Source organism: Roseivirga sp. E12 (assembly GCF_017592825.1).
Lineage (GTDB): Bacteria > Bacteroidota > Bacteroidia > Cytophagales > Cyclobacteriaceae > Roseivirga.
Genome location: NZ_JAGFMD010000002.1, coordinates 379,144 through 402,787 on the forward strand (window position 1 = coordinate 379,144; position 23,644 = coordinate 402,787).

A 23,644-nucleotide genomic window follows, 5' to 3' on the forward strand; every position below is an offset into this window, starting at 1 on the left:
AACATGGAAATATCAATAGAACAGGTTGCCCAACTGATTGACGGTAAGGTTGATGGAGACGGCAATATCAATGTCAATCGCCTAGAGAAAATCGAAGAAGCAACCGCTGGAAGCATTGCTTTTTTGGCCAACCCAAAGTACACGCCATATCTGTATAGCACTCAGGCGAGTGCCGTGATTGTTAAAAACGACTTCGTGGCAGAGAAAGAATACTCAACCAACCTCATTAGGGTTGAAGACCCATATTCAAGCTTTGCCAAGCTTTTGGAGGCATATCAGCAAATGACAGCGATTGTCAAAACTGGAGTCGAACAACCTTCATTTCAGAGTGAAACTTCAACTGTCGGAGAACAGGTCTATTTAGGAGCATTTTCATATTTAGGAGATGGCGCTAAACTTGGCAACAATGTCAAGATCTACCCCAACACTTACTTGGGTGACAATGTGGAAATTGGCGACAATACCATCATTTATGCGGGTGTTAAGATATACGCCAACTGTAAGGTTGGAGCTAATTGCGTAATTCATTCAGGCGTGGTCATTGGCAGTGATGGATTTGGTTTCGCACCACAAGAAGACGGTACCTATAAGTCAATCCCTCAAACTGGCAATGTAATCATCGAGGACAATGTAGACATTGGAGCCAATACTACAATCGACTGTGCTACAATGGGCTCGACTATCATAAAGTCAGGCGCCAAAATCGACAACCTTGTTCAAATCGCACATAACGTAGAAGTGGGTAAAAATACAGCCATAGCTTCTCAGGCCGGGTTATCAGGTAGTGCCAAAATTGGAGAGAATTGCCAAATCGGTGGACAGGCAGGCATTACAGGACACTTGACTCTTGCTAATAGAACCATCATTGGTCCTCAGGCTGGAGTTCCAAAGACGATTAGTGAAGAAGGAAAAGTATGGTTTGGTTCGCCTATCATGGAACATCGCGATTTCTTAAGAATGAGCGTAACCTTAAGAAACCTGCCCAATGTCATTCAAAGGGTTAAGGAACTGGAAAAAAAGCTTTAAATTCGCGGAATTTTCAAAGAGTAGATGAAGACAAAGCAACATACTATTAAAGAGCCTGTAACGGTATCTGGAGTGGGTCTACACACCGGTGTAACAGCCAATATGACTTTCACGCCTGCGGGGCCAGATCATGGCATTAAGTTCCAAAGAATTGATTTACCAAACGAGCCGATTGTAGATGCTGATGTCGACTATGTTGTCGATTTGTCCCGAGGAACTACTATTGAGCATAATGGTGCGCGAGTAAATACCGTTGAGCATACCTTAGCCGCTCTTGTAGGTCTTGAAATCGATAACGTATTGATCAAAATTGATGGGCCAGAACCTCCAATATTGGATGGTAGCTCCATGATGTTTATTGAAGCTCTGGAAAAAGTTGGCGTGCAAGAACAAAACGCCCTTAGAAACTTTCTGGAGATCAATGAGAGTGTGATCTATAAAGATGCCGACAGGGATGTAGAAATTGCAGCACTACCCCTTGATGACTTCAGAGTCACTGTGATGGTGGACTATAATTCTCCAGTACTTGGAAGTCAGCATGCCTCACTCAATAGTATTGCCGACTTCAAGAAAGAAATTGCTTCCAGTAGGACATTTTGCTTCTTACATGAACTTGAGATGCTCTTCAAAAACAACCTGATACAAGGCGGTGATTTGAATAACGCCATTGTGGTAGTGGATCGCGTGGTAAAGGATGAGGAACTGGATTATTTAGCCGGGCTCTTCAACAAGCCTAAGGTAGAAGTAAAAAAAGAAGGCATTCTTAACAATGTAGACCTCAGGCATCGAAATGAGCCAGCTCGTCATAAGCTGCTCGATGTTGTAGGTGACTTAGCTTTAGTAGGAAGACCTATCAAAGCCCAAATACTTGCAGCCCGACCTGGGCATGCTGCTAATGTGGCATTTGCAAAGAAATTAAAGAAGGCCATGCTAGACTCAAAGTCAAATGTACCGCATTATGACCCTAGCATGGAACCTGTTATGGACATCAATCAGATTACCCAGATTCTGCCGCATCGATATCCATTTTTATTAATTGACAAAATCATCCATTTGGATGACAACATGGTGGCTGGCATAAAAAACGTCACTATGAATGAGCCCTTCTTCCAAGGTCATTTTCCAAATAACCCGGTAATGCCTGGAGTACTTCAGGTAGAGGCAATGGCTCAAATTGGCGGTATTTTAGTACTAAATACCGTACCAGACCCTGAAAATTACACACCATATTTCTTAGGAATTGACCGTTGTAAATTTAGGAGAATGGTCATTCCGGGAGATACTATTAAATTCAAGTGTGAATTGACATCTCCGATCAAGCGTGGTATCGCCCAAATGACTGGCTATGCATACGTTGGAAATACTTTAGTTTGCGAAGCATCCATGACAGCCAGAATTGTTAAGAACCCATGAATCAGCCACTAGCCTATATTCATCCTGAAGCCAAGATTGCAAGAAATGTGGTCATTGAACCTTTTGCTTCAATAAGCAAAAATGTAGTGATTGACGAAGGCACTTGGATCGGATCCAATGTAACCATCATGGAAGGTGCGCGCATCGGCAAAAATGTAAAAATCTTTCCAGGGGCTGTAGTTTCTGCAATCCCACAGGACTTAAAGTTCGGTGGAGAAGACACTACCCTTGAAATCGGTGACAATACCGTCATTCGCGAGTGTGTCACACTCAATAGAGGAACTGATGCTACCAACAAGACTGTAATTGGTAAAGACTGCCTGATTATGGCATATACTCACGTGGCACATGATTGTGTCATCGGAGATAACTGCATCATTGTAAACGCTGTTCAGTTGGCTGGACATGTGACCATAGCAGAATGGGCCATCATTGGTGGTGCTGCTGCAATTCACCAATTTGTGAATGTCGGTGCACACACCATGGTATCAGGTGGATCTTTAGTAAGAAAAGATGTCCCTCCTTACACCAAAGCAGGTCGTGAACCATTGAGCTATGCAGGAATCAATTCTATAGGCTTAAGAAGGCGTGGCTTCTCTAACGAGAAGATCACCGAAATACAAGAGATATACAGATACATTTTCCTAAAAGGGCTCAACAACTCTAAAGCACTTGACTTGGTGGAACTTGAAATGCCCCCAACCAGAGAACGTGATGAAATAATCAATTTCTTTAGAGGATCAGATCGTGGTATAATGAAAGGTTATACTGCTCGATAGTATGAAAATAGAGGTTAAGGATTTAGGTAAAAAGTTCGTCAAAGAATGGATTTTTAGACACCTTGACTTCACTTTTGAAAGCACACATACTTATGCCATTACAGGGCCAAATGGTAGCGGTAAATCCACCTTTATTCAATCCGTTTCAGGCTTTATCCCTACAAATGAGGGCTCTATACAGTTCTTTGATAACAATGTTCTGATTCCAGAAGATGAGATATTTAAAACACTAGACATTATCACCCCCTATCTGGAGTTAATCGAAGAGTTCACATTGGATGAGTTTTTAGCGTTTCATTTCAAGTTTAAAGCGTTACAAGATGGATACTCACTGAATGACTTTATCGATAAAGTGTATTTGCAAAGTGATCGTCATAAGCAAATAAAGAATTACTCATCGGGAATGAAACAGCGCCTTAAACTTGGATTAGCGTTTTTCTCCAAGAGTGAGGTTTGTTTTTTGGATGAACCAACTACAAACCTCGATGAACAGGGTATTGATTGGTATTTGGATAATATAAGGCCTCTTTTAGGAAAGAAGCTATTGATTATTAGTTCGAACCAAAAGCAGGAATATGATTTCTGTGATAATGTATTGCACATTGCAGATTACAAATAAGAATGCGTCATGCAGTGTGTATTTTTAGAATTTATGTCTATTATTGGTAACTGAAGATTAAAGTAACAATGCGTACAAAAACCTATATTTTAAGCCTACTTGTCCTTATTTCTTTCTCAGTAATTTCCTGTGGCGGAGGAGGAGGTGACGGTGACGACACCCCAACTTTAACTCCAGAAGAGCAAAGAATTGCAGCCATCGCTGGTGCCAATGGAACCACATGGGTTGCTACCTCGATTACTTTTGATGGCGCTCCGGCAACTGGGTTTGAAAATTTCAGCTTGACATTAAGAGGAACACTTACAAGTAAGACTTATACATCTGCAGATGGAGATCCGTTATTTGGTGCCTCAGGTACTTGGGATTTTAACGGCACCAATCTTGACCAGATCATTGTAGACAATAACACGAACAATGTTTTTACTGTGAGCAACCTAAATACCACTGCTACACCTAATACGGTGAGACTAAGTGTAAACTTTACTGCAGATGGAGGTGCTGCTGCTGGAACAAGTGGACTTTACGTCCTGAATTTACAGAAGCAATAGTTTTTGTTAGAAGACATAAAAAAAGGCCTCATTTGAGGCCTTTTTTTATGTCTTCTCTTTATAATTATTTGTCCGCAGAAACACTAGCAGAAAGATATTCTCTATTCATTCTGGCAATGTTATCCAAGGAGATTCCCTTAGGACATTCTACCTCACATGCACCCGTGTTAGAACAGTTACCAAAACCTTCATCATCCATTTGGCTAACCATGTTTTGAACACGCTCTGCAGCTTCTACTTTACCCTGAGGTAACAGGGCAAACTGGGAAACCTTAGCAGAGACAAATAACATGGCCGAAGAGTTCTTACAAGAAGCAACACAAGCCCCACATCCAATACAGGTAGCTGCATCAAACGCTTTGTCTGCATCCGCCTTTGGAATTGGAATGGCGTTAGCATCTTGAGTATTACCTGAAGTATTTACACTTACGAAACCTCCAGAAGCCATGATTCTATCAAAAGAGCTTCTATCTACTACAAGGTCTTTAATCACAGGAAATGCCTTAGCTCTCCATGGCTCGATATAAATAGTTTCACCATTCTTAAACTCTCTCATATGAAGCTGGCAAGTAGTAATCTCTCTACCTGGGCCATGGGCTTCACCATTGATATACATCGAACAAGAACCGCAAATACCTTCTCGGCAATCATGATCAAATGCAACTGGGTCTTTGCCTTCATTAATCAGTTGTTCATTGAGAATATCCATCATCTCCAAGAACGAGCTGTCTGTTGAGATATCAGAAACCTGATAGGTTTCCATCTGCCCTTTATCCTTGTCGTTCTTTTGTCTCCAAACCTTAAGTGTAAGGTTCAATCCGTTTGTGGTTGACATATGTTTAATTCTTAAATTCTCAATTAATTACTTGTATGAACGTGTTTTCAGTTCGATGTTTTCGTACTTAAGCTCCTCTTTATGCAAGACTGCATCTGCAGGTTCACCTTTGTACTCCCATGCCGAAACATGTGCAAAATCATCGTCATGACGCATTGCCTCACCCTCCTCTGTACTGTGTTCTTCTCTGAAGTGACCACCGCACGATTCTTCTCTCAATAATGCATCTCTCGCGAACAGCTCTCCTAACTCAAGAAAATCGGCAACCCTTCCAGCCTTCTCCAATTCAGGGTTCATGCTGTCGTTGGTGCCTGGCACCTTAACTTCTTTCCAGAATTCATCTCTGATTTCTTTAATCTCGGCAATGGCTTCCTTCAACCCTTTTTCATTTCGGGCCATACCAACTTTATTCCACATCACCTTACCAAGGCGTTTATGAAAGTGGTCAACAGATTTGCTTCCCTTGTTAGAAATAAAGAAGTCGATTTTGTCTTTTACTTCTTTCTCGGCAGCGTCAAACTCTGGGCCATCAGTAGGAATAGTTCCTGTACGAATGTCATTTGATAAGTAATCTCCAATAGTATAAGGAAGTACAAAGTATCCATCTGCCAAACCTTGCATTAGGGCTGAAGCTCCCAGTCTATTAGCACCATGATCAGAGAAGTTCGCCTCTCCAATACAGTAGCAACCTTCAATAGTTGTCATCAGGTTATAATCAACCCAAACCCCGCCCATGGTATAGTGAACCGCTGGATAAATCTTCATCGGAGTAGTATATGGATCGTCAGCTGTAATCTTTTCATACATCTGGAAAAGATTGCCATACTTCTTCTCTATAACATCTGTTCCTAATGCTTGAATCTTCTCTTGTGATGCATCATGGTGGCCATGAATATTAGCTTGCTCTTGTCCGTATCTCATGATAGCGGCAGAAAAGTCCAAGTAAACTGCTTCACCAGTTTCATTCGTTCCAACACCAAAACCAGCATCGCAACGCTCTTTTGCCGCTCTTGATGCCACGTCTCTTGGCACAAGGTTACCAAATGAGGGGTACCTTCTTTCCAGATAATAATCTCTATCAGCTTCAGCGATATCAGTTGGCTTTAATTTGCCAGCTCGAATTGCCTCTGAATCTTCTTTTTTAGCTGGAACCCAAATTCGACCATCATTTCTCAACGACTCCGACATCAAAGTCAGCTTAGATTGCTGATCGCCATGTTGAGGAATACATGTTGGGTGGATTTGCGTATAACAAGGGTTTGCAAAGTGTGCACCCTTCTTGTGAACTTTCCATCCCGCTGAAACATTCGAACCCATTGCATTTGTAGATAGGAAAAATACATTTCCATAGCCACCAGACGCAATTACCACTGCATGTGCAGAGTGTCTTTCAATTTCTCCAGTGACTAGATTTCTAGCTATAATACCCCGCGCCTTTCCATCTATTTTAACGACATCCATCATTTCATGACGGTTGTACATTTTTATCTTTCCTTTACCGATTTGTCTAGACATTGCTGAGTAGCAACCCAACAGTAACTGTTGTCCTGTCTGACCTTTGGCGTAGAAGGTTCTTGATACCTGAACACCACCAAAGGAGCGATTGTCTAGTAGCCCACCATAGTCTCTTGCGAAAGGGACACCTTGAGCAACACATTGATCAATAATGTTTGCGGAAACTTCTGCCAAGCGATGCACATTCGCCTCCCTAGATCTATAATCGCCACCTTTTACAGTATCATAGAACAAGCGATAGGTAGAATCCCCATCACCTTGATAATTCTTTGCTGCGTTGATACCACCCTGAGCTGCTATAGAATGTGCTCTTCGGGGAGAATCTTGATAACAAAATGCCTTTACATTATAACCAAGTTCCGCCAAAGTAGCAGCTGCCGAGCCTCCGGCCAGACCTGTCCCAACGACAATCACATCGATAGATCTCTTGTTGGCTGGGTTAACCAGGTTAATGTTATTCTTATAATTTGTCCATTTATCAGCTATTGGACCTTCTGGAATCCTCGAATTTAATGTCGTCATAATTCCTTTCTTAAATCGCTGTTAGATGATGATACAGTGCAATGAAAATGAATCCGGCAGGGATTGCTATGGCATAAAGACCTCCAAGTTTCTTTATTCCCGGAGTATACTTCTCATGTCTGGCTCCAGCTGACTGAAAAGCAGACTGGAAGCCATGTTTTAGGTGCATTGCCAAGAAAACAAATGACAATACATATAGACCTACTCTAATCGGGTCATGGAATTTATGCACTAATTCCTCATAATATCTGTACTCTCCGTTTATCATGCCTGACATGTCGCCTTGGATGTATTTGACGTTGATCTCTGGGATCCAAAAGTCATAGAAATGGAGACCTATGAAGCCCAAAATGACCAGGCCAGACCAAATCATATTCCTTGAGAACCATGTGGAATTGGCTGCACCATTGTTCATTGCATATTTGACTTCTCGAGCATTTCTATTCTTGATTTCAAGGACAAATCCCATGACAAAGTGAAATACTACTCCGAAAATCAATACGGGTTGTAAGGCAAATTGTACCAATGGATTGGTTCCCATGAAATGAGAGACCTCATTGAATAAATCTGCGCTAAAAACCGATAGTAGATTGATAGCGAAATGTTGCAGTAAGAAAAGTAGTAAGAATAGTGCTGACAGTGCCATCGCGAACTTCCGCCCAATGGAACTGCTGAAGGTTTGTTTAACCCAACTCATTATATGTTAGCAGTTAAATTTATGACTCAAAGTTATATCCCAAACGTTTGCAATCAAAGTCAATTCGACTTTGATATGTACTCCTCATTAATAAGTTGTTACAACCGAATGTTTATTTTTTTTGTCTATAAACATTACTAATTAGCAATACTCCGTTTATCCATTAGTTACTGCTTATCTAAGTATGGTCAAAAGACTGATTCTAGGATTTTCAATGCTTGTCGTTTCAATGACAAGTATTTATGCTACTCACCTAAGATCCGGAGAAATTACTGCGGAAAGGATTTCGCAAACTAGTTTAAGGTACCGGTTTACTGTAGTTCTTTATAGAGATACAGAATCATCAATTGACATTAACGGTGTTTTTAATACCGGAGATGGTAGGTTTATTGCTGCAGGCAGAGCCAATTTAGAGGCTCTCTCTATTAGAGGAATTCAGGAGACCAACCTTGGTAATTTCACTTCCAGAGTGGTGATACAGTTTGACTACACCTACGTAAGAGAGGGCAATTATACGGTGAGTTATACTGAGGGAAACCGAAATCAAAACATAATAAATCTTGGAGGAACACTTTCCGGCAGCTTTCCATTTCATGTCGAAACGATTTTAACGGTAAGCAATACTATCATTAACAGCACACCTCAGCTGACTGTGCCTCCTTTAGACCAGGCTTGTCTAGGCTCACGTTTTGTTCACATATCCGGAGCTTTCGATCCTGACGGTGACAGCCTTGCTTATAGAATAGTAACACCCTTAGCTGGATTGAATAACCCGATTACCAGCTACCAACCCCTTGATCATCCTGACATTTCAACTCAAAAAGAGGATCAAAGTACTCCAGCTATATTCACCATTGATCCGATACGAGGGTCATTGCAATGGGATGCGCCTCAACTCGTAGGAGAATACTCGATTGCTTTTATTATCGAAGAATGGAGGTTTAACGAACAACTTGGAAGATCTGAACTATTAGGCTATGTCACACGAGACATGCAAATTGTTGTTGCCGAATGTTCTGATGAGAGACCTTTGTTGGAAGCGCCAGCAGACACTTGTATTGTGGCAGGTACTGTATTAGAGTCCATTGTTACTGGTACTGATCCCAATGGGGACCAAATTCTTATGGAAGCATTCGGAGGTGTTTTCGGAGTCAGTTCATCACCTGCCGAATATTTGAACTTTCCAGATATTAATGACAAACAGTTGTTCCGGGATTCCCCCGCGCAAAGCCTTTTAAGATGGCAAACTGACCTATCGCATGTACAAGCTCAACCTCATGATGTAGTGTTCAAAGTAAGTGACATTCAGTTAGACCCAAGCATCCCCACGCTCTTCGATTTTAAGACCATGAGCATTCAGGTAATCGCCCCTGCGCCAACTGGCTTAGCGGGCATTGTGTCAGGTTCAGATGCCATTGACCTCAATTGGGACCCCTATATAGGCGCTAGTTTCGGCCCTACAATGAAGATATATCGTAGAATTGGAAGTTTTGATTTTCAGCCCTCAAACTGCGATACAGGAATACCAGATGGATCAGGATATGTCTTAATTGGTGAGGTGTCCAGTAACGAAACAAGCTATACTGATGATAGTGGTATTAGGCCAGGTGTCAACTATTGCTATCGATTGGTGGCTGAGTTTCCTGCACCAAAGGGAGGAATTAGCTATGCTTCCGCAGAGTTCTGCCTATCCATTAATGTCGACACACCTATAATGACTAATGTTAGTGTTCTAAATACCAATGATACTAACGGTGAAACATTTGTTAGGTGGACATCGCCCATTGGAATTAATCAAATTCTATTTCCCGGTCCTTTCACCTATGAACTTTTTAGAAGCAATGATATAAATGGATCCAGCGGTCGTACATTTTTAACTTCAACTAACGACACAACCTACAATGACACTGGTTTTGACACCAGAAATCTGGCACATAACTATTACGTAAGATTTTATGATGCTGACAACAACCTAGTCGACAGTAGTGCAACTGCCTCCTCGGTTTGGCTTCAAGGGAGTGGCGAAATTGGATCTGTAGAGATCAACTGGGAGGCAAATACGCCTTGGTCCAATAGATCCCAAAGGTTCCCTTATCATTACATTTATCGTAACAGAACAGATTCAGAAGCAGATGATGAGCTCAGTTACGTTTTGGTCGATAGTGTAGACGTACTTCAAGATGGCTTCGAATACATCGATATCGGTTCGTTCAATAGCACTCCTCTCAAGACCGATAGATCATACTGCTATTACATCGCCACTAGCGGAGAATATGAAGATACCGGCATAGAATTACCGCTTATAAACGAGTCACAAATCAACTGTTTTACCCCCCTTGAAAATCCAATACCAGACGCTCCAGAAATTTTGATTGAAAATGACTCCTCTCTCATTGATGGACCAAGCGGAAACAGCCTTGTAGTAGTGGAAAAAGAAGAATGTCAAAACTCAAATTTTCAATCTTGTTCAGCACTATCACTTTCCAATACGATCAATTGGATAATCAATGGATCAGAATCCGAGCTTGTAAGCTACAATGTCTATTTCTCTAAGACAGGAGACCCGAATGACTATGAGCTTATTGCAAATACCGCGGTTAAAACCTTTGAACATCAGGGGCTGCGAGAATTCAAGGGGTGTTACAAAGTAAGCGCCATCAATAGTCGTGGTATCGAAGGTGAACTGAGTGAGGCCATTTGCTTTGACAATTGTCCTTATTACGAATTACCAAATACTTTTACCCCTAATGGGGATGATATTAATGACACGTTCAGGGCTTTCGATTTGACAAATACGCAATGTTCACGTTTTGTTCAATCAGTTGTCTTCATGGTATTTGATCGTTGGGGTGGGAAAACGATTTACGAATCAAAGTCTACAAATGATGAAAAGGATGTGTTTATTGATTGGTCAGGTAATGATAAGCAGGGCAAACCTCTTCCTTCGGGCACCTATTATTTTACTGCATCAGTCATATTCAACACTTTCGATCCTTCTCGTAGAAAACAAGAATTCAAAAACTGGGTTCAAATCATTAGGTAAGCCAAACAAGGCTTGCTTAAAGGGTCAAATGGACTACAGAATGTCAAGAAATATTAAAAGAAAGTACAACTAATTACAGATATTGCGTTTAGTCCTTAAAGGTATTACTACATGACTATGTTCAGAAGATTAGTTCTGTGCTTAACACTAATTTCCCTCTTTGCCATTGATGCCGCGGCTACTCATATTCGTGCCGGTGAAATTACTGCTGTTCGTATTTCTCAATCTGGTTTAAGGTATCGCTTTACATTAACTATATACAGAGACACGGAAGGTGTGCCCTTTGGGCAAGGAGGTATATTTAACTTTGGACAAGGAAGAACTATCGAAGGCGGCATAGAGGCTTTACGTGCCGAAGCCGTTGATAACAGAATTACTGAGGTAGAGATTGGTAATCAGACTTCAATTATCACCATTCAATTTGATCACACCTTTGATGGACCTGGAGTCTATGTAGTAAGCTTCACGGAACAGAATAGAAATTCCAATATTATCAACTTAGGTGGCCCTGCCTCTGAAAGCTTAGCATTTCATGTCGAAACAGCCTTAAGAATTCGTGCAGGAGACACACTAAATGACACTCCTATCCTTACAATCCCACCTGTGGATAGAGCATGTATTGGAGGAAGATTCATTCACAATGCCGGAGCGTTCGACCCTGATGGGGACAGTCTAGCCTATAAACTTGTAACTCCTCTTCAGGATAGAGGTGTTAAAATAGAAACATATTTACCTCTTGACGATAGTTCAATTTCCAACATAAGAGAAGATGGAGGCAGTCCTGCCGTTTTTGAAATTGATCCAGTTACAGGTGATCTGGTCTGGGATGCTCCTATGTTAGCGGGTGAGTATAATATTGCGTTCATCGTGGAAGAATGGCGTTTTTCTGTATTAAATGATAGATATGAATTGATTGGTTTTGTCACACGCGATATGCAAATCGTGGTAGAAGACTGTAACAATGAGCGACCAGAATTAGTAATTCCTCCTGACACATGTGTTGAAGCAGGCTCATTGCTTAATGCTGTGGTCTTAGGAACAGATCCTGATGGCAATGACGTACTTGTAGAGGCTTTTGGAGGTGTATTTGACTTAAATATTTCACCAGCAGAGTTTCTTTCTCTACCAGACAGTTCAGCGATACCAAGGTTCAGAAATCAGCCTGCAGAGTCTCTTTTCAGCTGGCAAACAGACATATCGCATGTGCGGAGTAGACCTTATGAGGTACAGTTTAAAGTATCAGACAGACCTTTTGATCGGGATGCTCCTGCTTTTACAGATTTCAAAAGATGGAATGTTACAGTAGTAGCCCCTGCTCCTACGGGTCTCACTGGAACAATAGCCTCAAGTACTTCTATTCAACTGGATTGGGACAACTATGTTGGCGCCAATTTTAACCCTAAAATGCAGGTCTACAGGCGTGTAGAAAGTTTCGACTTTACACCCGAGAACTGTAACATTGGTATTCCTGCCAATTCGGGTTACGTATTGATAGATGAATTGCCGATTAATCAGACATCTTACTTAGATGATAATAATGTTAGACCTGGGGTGAATTATTGCTACAGACTCGTAGCCGAATTTCCTTCTCCATCAGGTGGGACCAGTTATGCTTCACAAGAATTTTGTGTTCTGATTCCGCTGGACATCCCAGCGATAACTAACGTTTCTATTGAGGAGACAAATGACACTAATGGGGAAGTTTTTGTAAAGTGGGTATCTCCACTTGATATTGACGAAACACTGTTTCCTCCTCCATTTAGATATGAATTGTTCCGCTATAATGGTTTTACTGGGACCTCAGGAAGAACATTATTAGCTTCTACAACGGATACCATGTTCACAGACACCGGTATTAATACACAAGACCTGCCATTCAACTATCAGGTCAGGTTTTATGACGCGGACGACAATTTAATAGACAGCTCAGCAACAGCATCCTCTGTTAGACTTGAAGCTGTCGGAGAAATACAATCCGTCAATCTTTCGTGGAGTGCCAGCGTTCCTTGGTCCAATCAGGTGCAAAGTTCACCATACCATCTCATCTATAGAAACCGAACTGACCCGGATGCCAATGATGTCGACACCTTTGTGCTGATCGATAGTGCAAAAGTCACCGTGGACGGTCTGAGGTATTTTGACGATGGATCGTTCAATAACACTCCTCTTAGAGATGATAGAGAGTACTGTTACTTTGTAACCACCAGAGGTAGTTATGGCAATGATGAAATAGATGCACCGTTGGTAAATGACTCGCAAATAATTTGTGTCATGCCAAACGATGAGCAACCTCCTCAGGAACCAGAGATTGAACTTCCTGGTGACACTACGCTCATACCGGGGGAATTCCCACTCATTCTGTTAGAAAGTGATAATTGTCAAAGGTTAGAAACTGAACCTTGCGCGTTTGCCGACTTTACGAATACGCTAGACTGGACAGTGGATGATATTGACAATGACATTGCCAGCTACAATATATACTTCTCTAGTACTGGAGAAGAAAACAGTTTCGTTTTGATTGCCAATACACGAACCACAACATTCGAACACACTGGGTTGAGCGAAATTAAAGGCTGCTATCGAATTGCTTCAGTAGATAGATCAAACAATGAAAGTCCTTTGAGCGATCCGGTTTGTTTTGACAACTGTCCTAATTATGAATTGCCGAACACATTCACTCCTAACGGTGATAATATCAATGATACATTCAGAGCTTTTGATCAGCCAAACGGAAGTTGTCCACGCTTTGTAGAATCAGTAGTATTCCAAGTATTTGACCGTTGGGGTGGAACTGAGATTTTCAGTTATAACTCTGCGGAAGATACAGAACCTAATATCTACATCGACTGGGATGGCAGAGACGTGAATGGTAATCCCCTACCTTCTGGCACATACTATTATTCTGCAACGGTCACCTTCAATGTATTAGACCCTAGGTTAAGAACACAAGAGTTTAGAAACTGGGTTAAGATTTTCAGATAACCTTTTTTCTACTCGACAGTTTCTATGCTACCAGAGGAACTTACTTCTTAAGTAGCATTGTTAACTTTGTGTAGTCGAAAGAATTGATAATCAGTTGAAAAAGTCGGAAAACATAGAAAACCAAGACATACTCCTTTTCGATGGCGTATGTAATCTATGTAACAGCTCTGTCAACTTCATCATTGACCACGATCCCAAAAATTACTTTCGATTTGCCGCGCTACAATCCGATTTTGGACAACAAAAGCTGGCAGAACTGGGCTACAATACTGAAGAGTTTGATAGTCTGGTATTGCTCAGCAAAGGGCAGGTGTACAAAAAGAGTTCGGCAGCACTTAGAATTGCAAGAAAACTTAGTGGCTTATACCCCCTACTTTACATATTCATGATTATCCCTCCATTCATCAGACATGGTGTCTATGACATCATTGGCAAGAACAGATATAAATGGTGGGGCAAACAGGATTCTTGTCGAATTCCTACCCCGGAGCTTCGCTCGAGATTTGTGGATGCTTAGTGATTATTGATTAGTTTTGCCACACCCAAAACAAACGCAAAAAGAATGACTGCATATGTATTTCCAGGTCAGGGAGCACAGTTTCCCGGAATGGCCAAAGATTTATACGACTCATCAGCTGAAGCAAAACAGCTTTTAGAATCAGCAAATGACATACTTGGTTTTCGCATCACCGACATCATGTTTGAAGGTACTGCGGACCAACTTAAAGAAACCAAGGTTACCCAACCTGCCATTTTCTTGCATTCGGTGGTATTGGCAAAAATCTCTGATGATTTTAAACCTGATATGGTTGCAGGTCATTCTTTAGGAGAATTCTCGGCTCTTGTTGCTAGCGGTGTCCTTTCCTTTGAGGATGGACTAAGACTAGTTTCACAAAGAGCTTTAGCCATGCAAAAAGCTTGTGAAATCAATCCTTCAACCATGGCAGCTATCCTTGGTTTAGAAGATCAAGTAGTAGAAGAATTATGTGCATCTATTGATGAAGTTGTAGTAGCTGCTAATTACAATTGTCCTGGACAGTTAGTGATTTCGGGATCACACAAAGGAATTGAAATTGCTTGTGAAAAGGCAAAAGAAGCAGGAGCCCGTAGAGCACTTCCACTTCCTGTAGGGGGCGCTTTCCATTCACCACTTATGGAGCCAGCGCGAGAAGAGTTGGAAAAGGCAATTGACGCAACAACATTTAGTCAGGGGGTCTGCCCAATCTACCAGAACGTGACTGCCAAGGCATCGACCGATTTGGATGAGATCAAGCAAAATTTAAAGATTCAATTAACAGCACCTGTGAGATGGACACAATCTGTTCAAGCCATGGTGGCAGATGGAGCTACCAACTTTGTGGAATCTGGTCCTGGAAAAGTACTTCAAGGGCTGGTGAAAAAAATCCATAGAGAAGCAGAAGTCGCAAGTATCTAAAAAAATTAAATCCCCTTCTTAGGGGATTTTTTTAATGTACTTCTTCCAGTATTGAAACCTCCAGACTGTCTGGGCATGCTTGGAGTAAATCGGTATGATTCTCCTTAAGTGTGGGATGCACTAGACTTGGTGCAATTTCAGCCAACGGAGCCAGCGTAAAACGTCTATTCTGAATTTCAGGATGCGGAATTTTGAGATCGTTATGATCAAGAATCGTATCTCCATAGTAGAGAATATCAATATCAATCAGTCTTTCCCCCCACTTGATTTCCCGAACACGACCCATTTTCTGCTCTATCCCCTGCAGTAGCTCCAAAAGTTTCTCAGGAGTCTTTGAGGTCTCTATTTCTATGACCTGATTGAGAAATGAAGGTTGATCTTCAATACCCCAAGCAGCAGTTTCGTAGATAGATGATTCCCTTCTAATAGCAATCTTGTTTGCGACCATTAATTCAATCGCTTTTTCCAGGTTTTTAACCTTATTACCAAGATTGGTTCCCAATAGTAAATAGATGCCTGTCATATCGATCAAATATAGTATTAGTTATTGGAGTTGATTGAGCAGGTCGCTATTTTGCCGAGACTTTAAATCTAAAGAATGAGTGAGATTAGACACGACTGGACGAAGGAAGAAATTGTTGACCTATATAATAAACCGCTTTTAGAATTAGTCTATGAGGCGGCCTCTATTCATAGGAAGTATCACAACCCCAATGAAGTTCAGGTAAGCACTCTCTTGTCTGTCAAAACTGGTGGCTGTCCAGAGGATTGTGCCTATTGTCCACAGGCAGCAAGGTACCATACAGATATTGAGACTAATGACTTAATGACTGTAGATCAGGTTAAAGCACAAGCCCTAAGAGCTAAATCATCTGGTTCATCCAGAGTTTGTATGGGTGCTGCATGGAGAAACGTAGAAGATGGCCCAGAATTCGATCAGGTATTGGATATGGTGCGTGCCATCAACACTCTTGACATGGAGGTTTGCTGTACGTTGGGAATGCTTAGCGAAAATCAAGCACAGCGACTTGCAGAAGCCGGTCTTTACGCCTACAATCATAATTTAGATTCATCCGAAGAATACTATAAAGAGATTATATCAACTCGTGGTTGGGAAGATAGGCTTGAAACTCTTAAAAATGTTCGCAAGACGAACGTTACCGTTTGTAGTGGTGGTATCATTGGAATGGGCGAATCAATCGAAGATAGAGCCGGAATGCTTCTTGCTTTAGCATCACTAAGCCCTCAACCAGAGTCTGTCCCTATCAATGCTTTGGTTTCAGTAGAAGGTACACCTCTTGAAGAACAACAAATCGTTCCGATCTGGGATATGATCCGTATGGTGGCCACAACCCGAATCGTATTGCCATCAACGACAGTTCGTCTTTCCGCAGGAAGGACAGAAATGAGCAAAGAAGGTCAGGCCTTTTGTTTCATGGCAGGTGCGGGCTCAATCTTCGCTGGAGATAAGCTATTAACTACACCAAACCCAGATGTGAATGAGGACATGGAGCTGTTCAATATCTTGGGTATCAAACCCATGAAGCCTTATGCCAAGGGTGCGAAACCAACTCCGCTACCACAAGAAGAAATGACGTCAGCACCAGGTGAGAAAATCAAATGGTCAAGACCAGGGCATCGAATAGAAAAGAATGTGGAAGCCACTAAAAAGGCTAATAAAAAAAGAAAGGAAGCCCTTTAGGACTTCCTTTCTTTTTTATGATTGCAGCCGTGTGCTTAGAATAATTTAAATCCTACTGCCACTACTACTTGATTTTGTCTTTGGTCTGAATTGACTCCTGCAGGAAGAGCGTCCGCAAAAGCAGTCAAGTTTCCTTCATACTTTACATCAATCACAAACTTTAAAATATCAAGGCCGATACCTGCTTGGTAACCAACGGTCGCAGAGTTATAGTTGTCTTTAACATCTTCCACAAGGCCACCAGCATCAGTACTTTCGGCACTTGTTAAGAAGCTAAAAGAAGGTCCAACTTGAAGTCTGATCGGCCCCAATTTGTAGCCTACCATTACTGGTACATCAATCTTATTAAAGTCAAAATCAACAGATCCTCCTCCGCCACCAAGAACGTCAAGTACAGAGCTTGTCTTAGAGAAAAGTAATTCCGGCTGAATATAAAGACCTAATAGTTTAGCTCTTAAGAATACACCAAACTGATAACCCACCTGGGCGTCACCTTCAGTAAAGTTTGTTACAGGATCTTTAAAGTCAATTGTTGTTGATGTTAATGCAACTCTAGGACCAAAATTGATTTTTTGTGCGTTTGCTCCCAATACGGTGAACATTAGCATTGAAGCGATAATGAGTTTTTTCATATGTTTTGTTTTTAATGGTAGTTAGTCTTTCAATCAATAGTCTGCAATAAGGTCAACCAAGCGCTTTCAAGATCATCGTCAACTAAATATCTCTGAGCTAATTCATGCAAATGATATTCGAGCGACTCCTTATCATTGATAAAACGTGTTTTGATCTCACGTATTTCAGACGTTTCTGAAAATGCAAATATGCGATCATTTTCGGGGATTTTTTCAATATTTCCTAATCTCCCTAAATTATTGCCAGTTAGCACAGTACTATTGCGGATGGCAGCAGGAATTTGATCAACTCCTATTCCAAGATTCCTGTTTGGTTTCGGAAGCTTAAAAATGGCTTCTCCATTAGCCCGGCAATACCAATCTCCGCCCATTCGACCCACAAGGTCTGTTTTATAAGGATCAGGCTTGCCGTCATCACCTAGTACTTCATCCTTGATATGCGCCAAGACAATTTCACAAATAATAAGATTACCAGCCCCCGCATCATCGCCTAAATGAACAACCTCCTTCACCTTACACTCAAAAGCCGCAATAGACTCTCCTACTCTCGGAGGTTTGACCTTTTCTGAATCAACAGCTGTCACACCGGCCTTAACAAATTCATTTACTCCTTTGGCATAAGCTGTACTGCTCAGGGACATTTGCTCTACCACATCAAAACTGACAATGTTGATGACGATCTCCTTGGTAGCCATCGCATTCAAAAGTGTGTGTTTCAACTGCAAGTCACGAGGCTTAGCTGGTGAGAGAATGAGCGTAGGTGGGTTTGTACTGAATACATTGAAAAAACTGTAGGGTGCTAGGTTTGACTTACCCTGCTCGTCTACAGTACTTGCCCACGCAATGGGCCTAGGTCCAATGCAGCCCAATAATTGAGCATGCAAATCTGGGGTAGATATTTCTTTTGGGTCAATTCTCATTTTTACTTTCTCATTCTGACTACGATAAATGGGAGAAAGAACCTATTTAGCAGGTAGCACTTTTGCCTTGACCTCACCAAAGCCAACACGTATACCATCCTTTTCCGCATGTCCTCTCATTATGACTGTATCGCCATCAAGGATAAACTTTCTCTCCGAACCATCAGTCATGGGCAGAGGTTTGGTTCCTCTCCAAGATAATTCGAGCATGGAACCATAGGCACTTTCTTCAGGTCCTGAGATAGTACCTGAACCATACATATCTCCCACTTGCATGTTACAGCCATTGACTGTGTGATGCGCCAGTTGCTGTCTCACATTCCAATACATATGCTTGAAATTAGAGTTTGATACAACTGTCTCCTCGGCTCCCTCAGGTTGAATACCTACCTCTAGGCTCACATCAAAATGTGTTGCCTTTTCATACCTTAGGTAAGGAAGCACTTCAGGAGATTGATTTGGCCCTTCTACCATAAACGGCTCAAGAGCATCCATTGTCACGATCCACGGAGAAACGTGCGATGCAAAATTCTTAGCCAAGAAGGGTCCTAATGGTACGTACTCCCACTTCTGAATATCTCTTGCCGACCAGTCATTCAAAATGACAAAACCAAAAATATAGTCTTCTGCCTCGCTGGTAGAAACTGCATCACCCAAAGGGTTTTCTTTACAAGTGATATAGGCCATTTCTAATTCGAAGTCAAGAAGTCTACAAGGCCCAAAAGAAGGGACATCAGCATCATCCGCTTTGGTTTGCCCTTTAGGCCGATGAAAAGGAGTGCCTGAAACTACTATTGAAGAGGCACGACCATGGTAACCCACTGGAATATGTTTCCAGTTCGGCATTAGGGCATTTTCAGGACCCCTAAACATAGTGCCCACGTTAAACGCATGCTGCTCTGAAGAATAAAAGTCAGTATAATTCGGTACGCTTACTGGCATCAACATTTCAACTGACTCCATATCATGAAATACAGTTGACCTTAACTTGTCATTGTCTCTTAACTCGGCATTATTCTCTTCCAATAAGTCCGAAATTCTATCCCTAACTCTTCTTGTAGTAGCCTTCCCTAGTTCCATGAAATCGTTCAGATTTGGCTTTGAGAAAATACCAGAAGGAAGGTCCAGGCCTTCCAAAAGACCCACCTCATGTAGAATCGACAAGTCTACAACCTTATCTCCTATGGCTGTAGCAGCTCTGGGGTTTAAGTCAGATGTTTTAAATATACCAAACGGTATATTCTGTATTGAAAAGTCTGAATCTGCGGGTACATGTACCCAAGATTTTCGCGATGGATCGTTTGCTTTGATCATAATTCTATTACTTGACGTCATAAGCCTCCCTAACCCCCTCCAAGGGAGGGACCACCTTCCCTTTGGGGAAGGCAGGGATGGGGCCTAAAGTGTATTCCTTAATTCTTGTTCTCTTTCAATGGCCTCAAAAAGTGCTTTGAAGTTTCCTTTACCAAAAGACTGAGCACCTTTTCTCTGAATAATCTCAAAGAACATTGTTGGACGATCTAGTACCGGCTTGGTGAAAATCTGTAAGAGGTAACCTTCATCATCTCTATCGATCAGAATATTCAAGTTTTTCAATGGCTCAAGATCTTCATCAATCTCTCCGACCCTGTCAAGTACATCATCATAATAGATCTCAGGTACTTTTAAGAATTCTACGCCTCTAGCTCTGAGTGCACCAATTGTTTCAATGATATTGTCAGTAGCCAGAGCAACGTGCTGCACACCTGCACCATTGTAGAAGTCAATGTACTCTTCGATTTGAGACTTTCTCTTACCTTCGGCTGGTTCGTTAATAGGGAATTTAATTCGACCAGTACCATTACTCATCACCTTACTCATTAGGGCCGTGTACTCAGTCGAAATGTCTTTGTCATCAAATGACACCAATTGGGTGAAGCCCATTACTTTTTCGTAAAACTCACACCATTTATTCATTTCTCCCCAACCTACATTACCAACCATATGGTCGATGTACTTGAGGCCTACTTCTGAAGGATTAAAATCAGATTTCCAAGCTTGGAAGCCTGGCATAAAAACACCATTGTAATTACTTCGCTCCACGAAAATGTGAATCGTTTCACCATAAGTGTGAATTCCTGATTTTATAACATATCCATTTTCATCCTCCTCTTTCTGAGGCTCCATGAATGATTTAGCGCCACGTTTAGTAGTTTCTTCCCAAGACTTGGTAGCATCATCTACCCAAAGTGCTATCACTTTTACACCATCACCATGCTTGCTGATGTGCTCGTTGATTAGTCCACCCTCTGTTAAAGGTGATGTTAGTACTAAACGAATCTTATCCTGCTGTAAAACATAGGACACACGATCTTTTAAACCCGTTTCCAGTCCAGCATAGGCCACTGATTGAAAACCAAAAGCAGATTTATAATAATGTGCGGACTGCTTCGCATTACCAACATATAATTCTACGTAGTCGGTACCGTTCATTGGGAGGAAGTCTTGAGCTCCTTCAAATATCTTTTCGCCAGAATATGTCGTATTCTCCATCTTCTTAATTCTTTATAAATTCCTTACTTATCCAACCACGATTTGTGGTAGTCCTTAACTAAAATATTCATTGCTACTTCTGTCACTTTCAAAGGTTTGAAAGTATCCACCATCACAGCCAGTTCTGCAGTATCTTTTACGCCTAGGCTTCTTTCCATTGCACCCGGGTGCGGACCGTGAGGTATACCGGCAGGATGCAATGTCAACTGTCCTCGTTCGATGTTATTTCGACTCATAAAATCTCCATCCACGTAGTAGAGCACTTCATCAGAATCGATATTACTATGATTATATGGGGCCGGAACTGCCTCCGGATGATAATCAAAAAGCCTTGGTACAAACGAGCAAACCACAAAGGCATCTGTTTCAAAAGTTTGATGTACTGGAGGTGGCTGATGCACTCGGCCAGTAATTGGCTCAAAATCGTGAATCGAAAAAGCATATGGATAGTTATATCCATCCCAACCAATTATATCAAAAGGGTGGCTCGCATAAATGTATTCATGAATCATCCCCTCTTTCTTAACCTTTATGATAAAGTCGCCCTTCTCATTGTATGTCTCTAGGTTTTGTGGCCTTCTGATATCTCTCTCACAAAAAGGTGAGTGCTCAAGCATTTGACCAAACCAGTTTCTATATCGCTTAGGCGTATACATTGGTCGGTGTGACTCAACTATAAAAAGCCTGTTGTCCTTGGTGTCGAAATCAATCTGATAGATCATTCCACGAGGCACCAAAAGGTAGTCCCCGTATCCAAATTCTATATTTCCAAGCTGTGTTCGTAATGTTCCGGTACCCTCATGAATGAATATTAATTCATCACAGTCAGTGTTCTTATAGAAATAGTCTCTAAGCGACTCTTGAGGCGATGCCAAAACAATATGGCAATCATTATTCACCAAAACAGCTGTTCTACTTTCTAAATAGTCTGCCTTAGGGGGAACTGAAAAACCCTTGATTCCTAGGGAGAGCATATTCTTTTCTACCGCAATTTTCGGAGAAACATCATATGACTTGATGACTTCCTTGACTTGTGTCGGCCTCTGTTCATGATACATGAGTGAAGACATCCCATCAAAGCCGATGGTTCCGAAGAGCTGTTCATAGTAATAGCTTCCGTCAGGCTTTTTGAAAGTCGTATGTCTCTTATGAGGAATTTTACCGAGTTGATGATAAAATGGCATAGGTTAAATTTTAAACAAGTTGGTTGAGTGAGTGATTTAGAGCTCTTTTTGAGATCCCCTTTACGTCCGAAGACAAATCATAAACCGTTTGCAGTCCTTTGCGAATCACTTCAGAAGTGTCCTCAAAAATCGCTTCGTCCGTTAATGCCACTCCGCCTTCCATAAGATACGCAAAAACCCTCGCCATTCCACAATTCGCAATGAAGTCAGGGATCACGGATAGATTCTCATCGGCATACAAACCCGTCTCTCCGAAGAAAATTTCCGGATCATTGAATGGTACATTGGCACCACAAGAAATCACTTCTAGTTCTGTTTCGATCATCCTGTCTACCTGATCTTTGGTGATTAACCTTGAGGCAGCAGCTGGAACAAAAATCTCGAAATCCAGATCCCAAATTCCTTCGTTCACCTGATCAAATGGCATCATATTTTCAGCATGCAACTGATTTCCATTCCTGTTTACAAAGAGTCGTCTTATCTCTTCCAGACTAAAGCCATCTTGATTCAAAAGGCCGCCTTCTCTATCGATAATCCCAACAATCTTTACTCCCATCTGGGCCAAATAGAAGCCCGCTGCCGCACCTACATTTCCCCAACCTTGAATTACAGCTCTCTTCTCCTTGTAATTGCCACCCCAAATGTCATAGTAATGGTGAATGGCCTGAGCCACACCATATCCAGTGATCATATCGGCCACTTTATATTTCTTGGCAACATCCGGTGAATACTCTGGATTCTCAATCACCTTGACCACACCATTTCTGAGCTGACCTATTCTATTGATTTTTGAAGCCTCATTGGGTTTGAAGTGACCGTTAAAAACCCCCTCTTGCGGATGCCAAATGCCTGCCTCTTCTGTCATTGCGATTACTTCATGAATTTCATCCACATTTAAATCACCACCTGTACCATAATAGAATTTTAACAAGGGGCTCACCGCAGCAAACCATCTTTTGAGCACGCCTTCTTTGCGCGGATCATTTGGATCGAAATTAATACCCGATTTCGCACCACCTATTGGAGGGCCAGAAACTGTAAACTTTACCTCCATCGTTTTGGCTAATGACTCCACCTCTCGCTTGTTCAGTCCTTTGCGCATGCGTGTACCACCACCGGCAGCACCGCCTCTCAGGGAATTGATCACTACCCAACCCTCAGCTTCCGTTTCTTGGTCGCGCCATTCAAAGACTATTTCAGGTGGTTTATTTTCAAATTTTGAGAGTAAATCTGTCATTGGAATTATTGATTTCTGGATAA

Annotated in this window: 20 protein-coding genes; 10 read left to right on the forward strand and 10 right to left on the reverse strand. The window is 41.7% G+C overall.

Going from position 1 to position 23,644, the window contains the following annotated elements; all coding sequences use genetic code 11:
* Positions 1–3: 3 nt before the first annotated feature.
* The 5 genes from lpxD (at position 4) to J4E76_RS09375 (ending at position 4,385) form a co-directional block, all read left to right on the forward strand.
* Positions 4–1,026 carry a UDP-3-O-(3-hydroxymyristoyl)glucosamine N-acyltransferase gene (gene lpxD, locus J4E76_RS09355; RefSeq protein ID WP_208503434.1) on the forward strand — a complete coding sequence of 341 codons (1,023 nt, stop codon included), beginning with the start codon at positions 4–6 and terminating at the stop codon, positions 1,024–1,026.
* A gap of 24 nt (positions 1,027–1,050) precedes the next feature.
* Positions 1,051–2,439, forward strand: a complete 1,389-nt coding sequence (locus J4E76_RS09360; RefSeq protein ID WP_208503436.1) for a bifunctional UDP-3-O-[3-hydroxymyristoyl] N-acetylglucosamine deacetylase/3-hydroxyacyl-ACP dehydratase — start codon at positions 1,051–1,053, stop codon at positions 2,437–2,439.
* The gene (gene lpxA / locus J4E76_RS09365) at positions 2,436–3,218 is read left to right on the forward strand and encodes an acyl-ACP--UDP-N-acetylglucosamine O-acyltransferase (protein ID WP_208503438.1); all 783 of its coding nucleotides are present in this window, start codon (positions 2,436–2,438) and stop codon (positions 3,216–3,218) included. Before J4E76_RS09360 ends, lpxA begins: the two co-directional genes overlap by 4 nt.
* A gap of 1 nt (position 3,219) precedes the next feature.
* Entirely contained in the window at positions 3,220–3,837 is a 618-nt protein-coding gene (locus J4E76_RS09370) for an ATP-binding cassette domain-containing protein (protein ID WP_208503440.1), read from the forward strand.
* A gap of 68 nt (positions 3,838–3,905) precedes the next feature.
* A complete protein-coding gene (locus J4E76_RS09375) occupies positions 3,906–4,385 on the forward strand; it encodes a lipocalin family protein (protein ID WP_208503442.1) in 480 nt (159 codons plus the stop codon).
* A gap of 64 nt (positions 4,386–4,449) precedes the next feature.
* Here the strand turns inward: J4E76_RS09375 and J4E76_RS09380 are convergent, their stop codons facing one another.
* From J4E76_RS09380 to J4E76_RS09390, 3 genes are read right to left on the reverse strand one after another with little or no spacing between them, the layout of a single operon-like run.
* Positions 4,450–5,202, reverse strand: coding sequence for a succinate dehydrogenase/fumarate reductase iron-sulfur subunit (locus J4E76_RS09380; RefSeq protein WP_208503516.1), 753 nt, complete (start codon positions 5,200–5,202; stop codon positions 4,450–4,452).
* Between the two features lie 45 nt (positions 5,203–5,247).
* A complete protein-coding gene (locus tag J4E76_RS09385; protein ID WP_208503444.1) occupies positions 5,248–7,257 on the reverse strand; it encodes a fumarate reductase/succinate dehydrogenase flavoprotein subunit in 2,010 nt (669 codons plus the stop codon).
* Between the two features lie 10 nt (positions 7,258–7,267).
* Complete coding sequence (locus tag J4E76_RS09390; RefSeq protein ID WP_208503445.1) at positions 7,268–7,954, reverse strand: succinate dehydrogenase cytochrome b subunit; 687 nt, start codon at positions 7,952–7,954, stop codon at positions 7,268–7,270.
* Between the two features lie 184 nt (positions 7,955–8,138).
* Between J4E76_RS09390 and J4E76_RS09395 the strand changes: the two genes are divergently transcribed.
* The 4 genes from J4E76_RS09395 (at position 8,139) to fabD (ending at position 15,414) form a co-directional block, all read left to right on the forward strand.
* Positions 8,139–10,997 (forward strand): gliding motility-associated C-terminal domain-containing protein, encoded by a 2,859-nt coding sequence (locus J4E76_RS09395; RefSeq protein ID WP_208503447.1) that lies wholly within the window; start codon positions 8,139–8,141, stop codon positions 10,995–10,997.
* Between the two features lie 117 nt (positions 10,998–11,114).
* Positions 11,115–13,979, forward strand: coding sequence for a gliding motility-associated C-terminal domain-containing protein (locus J4E76_RS09400; RefSeq protein ID WP_208503449.1), 2,865 nt, complete (start codon positions 11,115–11,117; stop codon positions 13,977–13,979).
* A gap of 94 nt (positions 13,980–14,073) precedes the next feature.
* Positions 14,074–14,496, forward strand: a complete 423-nt coding sequence (locus J4E76_RS09405; RefSeq protein WP_208503451.1) for a thiol-disulfide oxidoreductase DCC family protein — start codon at positions 14,074–14,076, stop codon at positions 14,494–14,496.
* 45 nt (positions 14,497–14,541) lie between these two features.
* A complete protein-coding gene (fabD, locus tag J4E76_RS09410) occupies positions 14,542–15,414 on the forward strand; it encodes an ACP S-malonyltransferase (protein ID WP_208503453.1) in 873 nt (290 codons plus the stop codon).
* A gap of 31 nt (positions 15,415–15,445) precedes the next feature.
* Here the strand turns inward: fabD and folK are convergent, their stop codons facing one another.
* Complete coding sequence (gene folK / locus J4E76_RS09415; protein ID WP_208503455.1) at positions 15,446–15,937, reverse strand: 2-amino-4-hydroxy-6-hydroxymethyldihydropteridine diphosphokinase; 492 nt, start codon at positions 15,935–15,937, stop codon at positions 15,446–15,448.
* Between the two features lie 75 nt (positions 15,938–16,012).
* Here folK and bioB point away from each other — a divergent pair, with 75 nt between their 5' ends.
* Complete coding sequence (gene bioB / locus J4E76_RS09420) at positions 16,013–17,116, forward strand: biotin synthase BioB (protein WP_208503457.1); 1,104 nt, start codon at positions 16,013–16,015, stop codon at positions 17,114–17,116.
* A 35-nt stretch (positions 17,117–17,151) separates the two neighbouring features.
* On the opposite strand, the gene J4E76_RS09425 is transcribed toward bioB, so the two are convergent.
* The 6 genes from J4E76_RS09425 to J4E76_RS09450 all read right to left on the reverse strand — a co-directional run bounded on the left by J4E76_RS09425 (position 17,152) and on the right by J4E76_RS09450 (position 23,621).
* Entirely contained in the window at positions 17,152–17,748 is a 597-nt protein-coding gene (locus tag J4E76_RS09425) for a porin family protein (RefSeq protein WP_208503459.1), read from the reverse strand.
* Between the two features lie 29 nt (positions 17,749–17,777).
* Complete coding sequence (locus J4E76_RS09430; RefSeq protein WP_208503461.1) at positions 17,778–18,668, reverse strand: flavin reductase family protein; 891 nt, start codon at positions 18,666–18,668, stop codon at positions 17,778–17,780.
* A 42-nt stretch (positions 18,669–18,710) separates the two neighbouring features.
* Complete coding sequence (gene fahA, locus J4E76_RS09435) at positions 18,711–19,982, reverse strand: fumarylacetoacetase (RefSeq protein ID WP_208503463.1); 1,272 nt, start codon at positions 19,980–19,982, stop codon at positions 18,711–18,713.
* An 84-nt stretch (positions 19,983–20,066) separates the two neighbouring features.
* Positions 20,067–21,200 (reverse strand): 4-hydroxyphenylpyruvate dioxygenase, encoded by a 1,134-nt coding sequence (gene hppD, locus J4E76_RS09440; protein WP_208503465.1) that lies wholly within the window; start codon positions 21,198–21,200, stop codon positions 20,067–20,069.
* Positions 21,201–21,223: 23 nt separating this feature from the next.
* Complete coding sequence (locus tag J4E76_RS09445; RefSeq protein ID WP_208503467.1) at positions 21,224–22,384, reverse strand: homogentisate 1,2-dioxygenase; 1,161 nt, start codon at positions 22,382–22,384, stop codon at positions 21,224–21,226.
* Positions 22,385–22,394: 10 nt separating this feature from the next.
* Positions 22,395–23,621, reverse strand: coding sequence for a Glu/Leu/Phe/Val dehydrogenase dimerization domain-containing protein (locus J4E76_RS09450; RefSeq protein WP_208503469.1), 1,227 nt, complete (start codon positions 23,619–23,621; stop codon positions 22,395–22,397).
* Between the last annotated feature and the right edge of the window lie 23 nt (positions 23,622–23,644).

Excerpts from the sequence above, each read along its gene's own strand:
- J4E76_RS09445 (WP_208503467.1), bottom strand. The coding sequence starts at position 22,384 with ATGCCATTTTATCATCAACTCGGTAAAATTCCTCATAAGAGACATACG.
- J4E76_RS09430 (WP_208503461.1), bottom strand. The coding sequence starts at position 18,668 with ATGAGAATTGACCCAAAAGAAATATCTACCCCAGATTTGCATGCTCAA.
- fahA (WP_208503463.1), bottom strand. The coding sequence starts at position 19,982 with ATGATCAAAGCAAACGATCCATCGCGAAAATCTTGGGTACATGTACCC.
- bioB (WP_208503457.1), top strand. The coding sequence starts at position 16,013 with ATGAGTGAGATTAGACACGACTGGACGAAGGAAGAAATTGTTGACCTA.
- J4E76_RS09395 (WP_208503447.1), top strand. The coding sequence starts at position 8,139 with ATGGTCAAAAGACTGATTCTAGGATTTTCAATGCTTGTCGTTTCAATG.
- J4E76_RS09370 (WP_208503440.1), top strand. The coding sequence starts at position 3,220 with ATGAAAATAGAGGTTAAGGATTTAGGTAAAAAGTTCGTCAAAGAATGG.
- fabD (WP_208503453.1), top strand. The coding sequence starts at position 14,542 with ATGACTGCATATGTATTTCCAGGTCAGGGAGCACAGTTTCCCGGAATG.
- J4E76_RS09400 (WP_208503449.1), top strand. The coding sequence starts at position 11,115 with ATGTTCAGAAGATTAGTTCTGTGCTTAACACTAATTTCCCTCTTTGCC.
- folK (WP_208503455.1), bottom strand. The coding sequence starts at position 15,937 with ATGACAGGCATCTATTTACTATTGGGAACCAATCTTGGTAATAAGGTT.
- J4E76_RS09425 (WP_208503459.1), bottom strand. The coding sequence starts at position 17,748 with ATGAAAAAACTCATTATCGCTTCAATGCTAATGTTCACCGTATTGGGA.
- lpxA (WP_208503438.1), top strand. The coding sequence starts at position 2,436 with ATGAATCAGCCACTAGCCTATATTCATCCTGAAGCCAAGATTGCAAGA.
- J4E76_RS09450 (WP_208503469.1), bottom strand. The coding sequence starts at position 23,621 with ATGACAGATTTACTCTCAAAATTTGAAAATAAACCACCTGAAATAGTC.
- hppD (WP_208503465.1), bottom strand. The coding sequence starts at position 21,200 with ATGGAGAATACGACATATTCTGGCGAAAAGATATTTGAAGGAGCTCAA.
- J4E76_RS09390 (WP_208503445.1), bottom strand. The coding sequence starts at position 7,954 with ATGAGTTGGGTTAAACAAACCTTCAGCAGTTCCATTGGGCGGAAGTTC.
- J4E76_RS09360 (WP_208503436.1), top strand. The coding sequence starts at position 1,051 with ATGAAGACAAAGCAACATACTATTAAAGAGCCTGTAACGGTATCTGGA.
- J4E76_RS09375 (WP_208503442.1), top strand. The coding sequence starts at position 3,906 with ATGCGTACAAAAACCTATATTTTAAGCCTACTTGTCCTTATTTCTTTC.
- J4E76_RS09385 (WP_208503444.1), bottom strand. The coding sequence starts at position 7,257 with ATGACGACATTAAATTCGAGGATTCCAGAAGGTCCAATAGCTGATAAA.
- lpxD (WP_208503434.1), top strand. The coding sequence starts at position 4 with ATGGAAATATCAATAGAACAGGTTGCCCAACTGATTGACGGTAAGGTT.